The organism is Micromonospora sp. D75 (genome assembly GCF_018070405.1).
Lineage (GTDB): Bacteria > Actinomycetota > Actinomycetes > Mycobacteriales > Micromonosporaceae > Micromonospora > Micromonospora chalcea.
In genome coordinates this window covers 1-5454 of the sequence record NZ_JAGPXV010000404.1, presented here as the reverse complement: position 1 = coordinate 5454, position 5454 = coordinate 1, and the positions used below count along the sequence as shown (strand labels likewise).

Annotated in this window: 7 protein-coding genes and 2 pseudogenes; 3 read left to right on the top strand and 6 right to left on the bottom strand. The window is 75.1% G+C overall.

Annotation, left to right across the window (positions count from 1 at the left end):
- The 5 genes and pseudogenes from KBX39_RS33495 to KBX39_RS21690 all read right to left on the bottom strand — a co-directional run.
- Positions 1-172, bottom strand: a pseudogene (locus KBX39_RS33495) (efflux transporter periplasmic adaptor subunit); the annotation flags it as partial.
- A gap of 30 nt (positions 173-202) precedes the next feature.
- Positions 203-1777, bottom strand: a complete 1575-nt coding sequence (locus tag KBX39_RS21705; protein ID WP_210872228.1) for a hypothetical protein — start codon at positions 1775-1777, stop codon at positions 203-205.
- 115 nt (positions 1778-1892) lie between these two features.
- On the bottom strand, positions 1893-2228 hold the full coding sequence (locus tag KBX39_RS21700) for a YrdB family protein (RefSeq protein ID WP_210872226.1): 336 nt from the start codon (positions 2226-2228) through the stop codon (positions 1893-1895).
- Positions 2225-2794 (bottom strand): TetR-like C-terminal domain-containing protein, encoded by a 570-nt coding sequence (locus tag KBX39_RS21695; RefSeq protein ID WP_210872224.1) that lies wholly within the window; start codon positions 2792-2794, stop codon positions 2225-2227. Before KBX39_RS21695 ends, KBX39_RS21700 begins: the two co-directional genes overlap by 4 nt.
- A complete protein-coding gene (locus tag KBX39_RS21690) occupies positions 2787-3581 on the bottom strand; it encodes an alpha/beta fold hydrolase (RefSeq protein ID WP_210872222.1) in 795 nt (264 codons plus the stop codon). Before KBX39_RS21690 ends, KBX39_RS21695 begins: the two co-directional genes overlap by 8 nt.
- Before the next feature lie 76 nt (positions 3582-3657).
- Here KBX39_RS21690 and KBX39_RS21685 point away from each other — a divergent pair, with 76 nt between their 5' ends.
- Positions 3658-3975: a glyoxalase/bleomycin resistance/dioxygenase family protein gene (locus KBX39_RS21685; RefSeq protein ID WP_043328077.1), complete on the top strand. Its 318-nt coding sequence runs from the start codon at positions 3658-3660 to the stop codon at positions 3973-3975.
- A 1-nt stretch (position 3976) separates the two neighbouring features.
- Here KBX39_RS21685 and KBX39_RS21680 read toward each other — a convergent pair whose 3' ends face one another.
- Positions 3977-4897 (bottom strand): proline dehydrogenase family protein, encoded by a 921-nt coding sequence (locus KBX39_RS21680; protein WP_064446685.1) that lies wholly within the window; start codon positions 4895-4897, stop codon positions 3977-3979.
- A gap of 118 nt (positions 4898-5015) precedes the next feature.
- Here KBX39_RS21680 and KBX39_RS21675 point away from each other — a divergent pair, with 118 nt between their 5' ends.
- Together KBX39_RS21675 and KBX39_RS34105 are read left to right on the top strand one after the other, a co-directional pair.
- Positions 5016-5294, top strand: coding sequence for a hypothetical protein (locus KBX39_RS21675; RefSeq protein ID WP_223201299.1), 279 nt, complete (start codon positions 5016-5018; stop codon positions 5292-5294).
- 1 nt (position 5295) lies between these two features.
- Positions 5296-5454: pseudogene (locus KBX39_RS34105) on the top strand (glutathionylspermidine synthase family protein); the annotation flags it as partial.

The window sequence follows — 5454 nt, the reverse complement described above, 5'->3', positions numbered from 1 at the left end:
CCTCGCTGACCGGGGCGCGGCCCACCTCGGCGACAGTCACCGCCGGGGCGTCGTCGCCGCAGGAGGCGGCGGTCGTGCCGGTCAGGGCGACGACGGCGAGCAGCGCGGTGACGAGACGGGGGCGGCGGGCCGCGGGCAGCCGCGGCGAGGGAGTGCGGGCCACCCGGCCCATGCTACGACCCCGTCGACAGGCGTCGACGTGTCAGCCGACGACGGCCCGCACGTACGCGACGCACACGTCGTGCAGCATCGACCACGGGTCGCCGAGCACCTCGTCGGCGGCCTGCGCCGGTGACCGCCGCTCGTGCACCACGGCCCGGTAGAAGTCGAGCATCCGCTGCTCGCCGTAGCGGTCGACCAGGTGCCGCACGGCCAGGTAGCCGACGCCGTAGGCGCCGCCGACCCGGCTGTCACTCGCGTCCGCCTCCGGCGCCACCGCCTCCAGCCGCCCGGACCAGCCGCCGCGCAGCAGGTCGCGCACCTCGGTCAGTCCCTCGTAGCGGTGGACCGGCTGGCCGTCGGCCCCGGCGTACTCGGCCAGCCCCTCCACCAGCCACCAGTCGGCGCGGTCGGCGTACCCCCGGTCGGGCAGCGAGGCGGCGTGGGTGAGTTCGTGCCGCAGCAGGTCGTCGACGCCGTCCGGGGTGACGGTCTGGGCGTTGAGCACGACGTCGTGGCGTCCACCGCCGACGCCGACCGCGTACCCGGCGGTCCACTTCGGCCGGCCACCGCCGTACCAGCGCCGCCACTCGGTCTTCCCGGCGTAGTAGACGAGATACCGGTCCGGCCGCGCGTCGCCGACCGCGTACCGGTCCGCGACCCGGGCGGCCGCCTCGGCCTGGGCGAGCAGGCCGGGCAGCTTGCTCCGCTGGGCGGTGGTGGTGGCCACCACCACCCGCTTCCCGACCGTCACGGCCAGGTCGTTCGCCTGCCACGGCCGGACGCCGGCCGGGTCCGTGCCGGACGGTTCCAGCGCGGTCAGCCGGGGCTCCTCCCCCACCAGCCGCCAGCGCGCGTCCAGCTCCACAGTGCTCGGCGCGCAGTCCGGCGCCACGAAGCAGTACCCCACTGTGATCGTCTGCCGCCACTGTCCGGGCTGCCCGTCGGCCGCCTCCGGCACCCCGTCGGCGGCCGGCCGCCACACGGTGACGCGCAGCGCCCGCAGCGCCGCGTACCGCCGGCTCAGGGCCGGCCGCGCCGCCGGTTCGGCGATGGCGAGGAAGCCGGCCCGGTCGGCGCCGACGAGCGCGGTGGCCTGCCGGTCCAGCAGCGCGAGCATCCGCTCGCCGAGCCGCCGCTGCGCCGCCGTGCCCGGGTCGCCCTTCGCGGCCGACCGTCCGGCCGCGTCCGGCGCGGGCCCGCGCAAAAGCACGCCGGGCACCGCGCCCGCCACCAGGCCGAGCGCGAGTCCGAGCGCGGTCCAGAGCGGCCAGCGCCGCCGTTTCCGCACCACCCGCGTCGGCTCGCCCACGTGCGCCATTGGTACGGGGTACGGCGCGGGTACCGCGACGGGGTGCGGCAACGACGCCGCGTCCGGCGCCGGTGCAATGGTTGCGACAGCGGCGTCCACCTCGGCGCTGTCGGCGCCGGCGTCAGCCGCGCGGGCGGTCTCGGCGCGGGTGTCGTCAGCGCTGGCGTTGGCGCTGACGTTGGCCGCGACCGCGTCGGCGGCGCTCGCCTTGTCGACGGCATCGACGGCATCGACGGCATCGACGGCGGGACGATGCTCGTCGCCGTCCGTCGTCCGGCCGGGAGGCTGCTCGTCGCCGTCGGTCACCGGCGAAGGGTACGACCAATCGGGCGTTCCGGGAAAGAGTCCCGCCGCTGTTCCGCCGCGCTCCGAGATCTTGGAAGGAAAGGGCCCCAGAGGGACCGAATTCTTCCAAGATCTCTCAGATCGGGGTGCCGGTCAGCGTCAGCGTGGCCTTGTCGGCTGTCCAGAGGGCCACCAGGGCCACGCCGGGCACGGCATGACCGGCCAGGGCGAGCAGCACGCCGCCGGTGAGGAAGCAGGCGGCCTGGACGGCGAGCTTGGCCGGGTCGGGCAGCGTCACGGCGGCGCGCGGTGAGCAGAACAGTCCCCACACCACGGCGATCACCAGCGGCGCGCCGAGCCCGGCCAGCAGGCGCAGCGGCCAGCCGGCGTCGAGCGTGAAGCCCCAGTACCCGGCCGAGCCCAGCAGGGCCAGCTCCAGCAGGAAGATCACGCCCAGCAGCAGCGCGGTCATCGGTCTCCCCAGGAACGGTAGGCGCGGTCCAGGCCCGCGATCAGCTGGTCGAAGGAACGGTCGGTGTCGCGGGGCAACCCGAATCCGCCGGCCGCCTCGAGCGCGACGAAGCCGTGTACGGCGGCCCGGAACATCCGGATCGCGTCGATCGCGTCGTCGCTGTCGAGGCCGTACCCGAGCAGGATCGCCCGGATCGCGCCGACCGCGCGCTCACCGGCGGCGAGGTGTTCGGCGTCGGCCGGGTCGGGCGCCCGCTGGGCGGCCGGGTAGCGGCCGGGGTGCTGCCGCGCGTACGCCCGGTAGGCGGCGGCGACGGCGCGCAACGCGTCGCCGCCGGCCCGGCCCGCGGCGGCGGTGGTGAGCACGTCGGCGATCTCGGCGGTGGCGAGCACGGCGAGCTGCTGGTGCAGGGCGTCCACGCCGCGCACGTGCTTGTAGAGGCTGGGCAACGCGACGCCGAGGCGAGCGGCGAGCGCCGCCAGCGTCAGCTTCTCGTAGCCGACCTCGTCGGCGAGCACGGCGGCCTCCCGCACGACTGTGGCCGGGGTCAGGCCGGCCCTAGGCACGCGCGGTCACCGCCAGGAACTCGACCAGGTCGGCGGCGGTGGCGTCGGGCTGGTCGGCGTGCGGGTAGTGGCCGGAGTCGGCGATCATGCGCGCCTCGGCGACGGCGAACAGTCGTCGCGCGGCCCGCGCCTCCGCGCCGGGGTCGGGGAAGTCCGGGTCCTTGGCGCCCATCAGCACGAGCACCGGCCGGTTCACGTCGCGGGCCCGCGCGGTCCAGTGCGGGTCGGCCGGCGCGACCACGCCGCGCACGGCGGCCATCCGGCCGCGCAGCTTGGCGACCAGCTCCTTGCGGTACGCGGCGTCGTCCGCCGGGCGCCCGCAGGGGAACAGCGTGCGGTGGAACAGCCCGAACAGCCGAGGGCTGCGCAGCACGACGGCTTGCGCGGCCCGCATCAGCGGGTTCGGCTTGGGCGTGCCGACGAACGGGCTGACCTGCACGATGCCGCTGACCAGCTCCGGCGCCTCGGCCGCGGCGAAGACCACTGCCGCGCCGCTGGAGGAGCTGCCGACCAGGGTGGCCGGGCCTCCGCCGAGCGCCCGCACCACGGCGAGCAGATCACCGCCGACGTGCTCCGGGGCGTACGTGGGCCAGCGCGGGCTGGAGTCGCCGTGCCCGCGTACGTCGACAGCCGCCACCCGGTAGCCGGCCGCGACCAGCCGGGGCGTCAGGTGCCGGAAGGCGGCCCGGTTCTCCCCCATGCCGTGCGCGAGCACCACGAGCGGGCCCGATCCGTGCACCTCGTACGCGATCGTGCCGCCGTCCCGCGCCACCTGGCTAACTGTCATAGCCTTAAAGCTAATGCTGTTAGCCAGACCGCGTCAAGCTTGACCTCAACCCGGGATGAGGTCGCACGATCCCGGCATGCCGATCACCGCCGACACCCACGTACGCCTCGCCCGCCCGAGCCGCGACCTGGTGATGCTCGGCCTGCCCGGGGCCGGCTGGCACCTGGAACTGGTCGGCGGCTCGACGCTCGCGGTCGAGCCGCGCCCCACCGGCGAGGACCCCTTCGTGCTCTACCTCGACGGACCACCCGACGACGAACTGGTCCCGAGACTGGAACGGGCCGGCGGGACCAGGGTCTCCGCCGGCCCGTACTGGGACAGGTGGGGTGCCGCGTTCGCCGACCCGGACGGCTACCGCCTCGTGCTGTGCACCCGGGCCTGGTCGAACGACTGACTCACTTCTTCGACAGCACCGCGCGGCCGAAGAACGCCAGGTTCGCCGGGCGCTCCGCGAGCCGGCGCATCAGGTAGCCGTACCACTGGTCGCCGTAGGGGACGTAGGTCCGCACCGTGTAGCCCTCGCCGACCAGGCGCTGCTGCTCCTCCGGCCGGATGCCGTAGAGCATCTGGAACTCGAACCGGGCCGGGTCGCGGTCGAACCAGCGGGCGCGGTCCTCGCCGATCGCGATCAGCCGCGGGTCGTGCGTGGCGAGCATCGGGTAGCCGTCGCCGGACATCAGCACGTTCATGCAGCGCACGTACGACTTGTCCACCTCGCGGGCCGACTGGTACGCCACCGACTCCGGCTCCTTGTACGCGCCCTTGCACAGCCGCACCCGCGACCCGGCGGAGGCCAGCTCCCGGCAGTCCGACTCGGTCCGCCGCAGGTACGCCTGGAGCACCGCCCCGGTCGACGGGTGGTCCTTGCGCAGCTTCGCCAGGATGTCCAGCGTCGAGTCGGTGGTGGTGTGGTCCTCCATGTCCAGCGTGACAGTGGTGCCCGCCGCTTCGGCCGCCGCGCAGATCGCCCGCGCGTTGTCGTACGCGAGATGCTCGTCGAACATCTGGCCCAGCGCGGACAGCTTCACGCTGACCTCGGCGGCCGGGGTGAGCCCGGCGGCGCCGAGCCGGCTCAGCAGCGTGAGGTACTCGTCCCGGGTGGCGTTCGCCTGCTCCGGGGTGGTGGTGTCCTCGCCCAGGTAGTCGAGGGTGACCGCTTGGCCGTCGGCGACCAGCTCGCGGGTGGCGCGCAGCGCGTCGTCGGTGGCGGCGCCGGCGACGAACCGGCGGACGACGTCCCGGGTGAACGGGGCCGTCGCGACGAGCCGCTCCACCTGGGAAGACCGGGAGGCGGCGAGGATGACGGAACGGAGCATGAGCCGAGCGTAACGCTCATCACCGGCCCTCCGCCGGGCGCGTCCGAGGCCCGCTCGGGTCGGCGCGCGGACCCGGGGCGGGCACCCCCGGCTGGCGTCGATCGGCTACAACGTTCACGTGGATCGACGACACCCCCGGCGGCGGCTCCGCTCGGCCTCCGTGCAGCTCGGCGCGCTAACCGCGCTCGCCCTCGCGCTCTCCGGCTGCAACAACGGCTACGACGACGACGATGACGACTGCGCGCTCGGACCGGCCGGCGGGGGCGGCGACACCGTCGCGGTCGCCCTGCGTGTGCCGGCGACCGCCACCGCCGCGCGCGGCGAGCCGGCCCCGACGACCGCCGCGCTGCCCGAGCGCGGCGGCTTCGGCAGCCACCTCGCCTCCTGCGGCGGCTGACGTGCGCCGCGAGGCCAGCACGCCGCGCCCCGGCTGGGACGAGACCATCCGGGCCCAGGGCCTGGTGTACGTCGACACCGAGCTGCCCGACGGCAACGTCATGTCGTACTGGGACGAGACGGCCGCGTACTCGTTCACGCTCGACGAGGTGCTCCGCCTG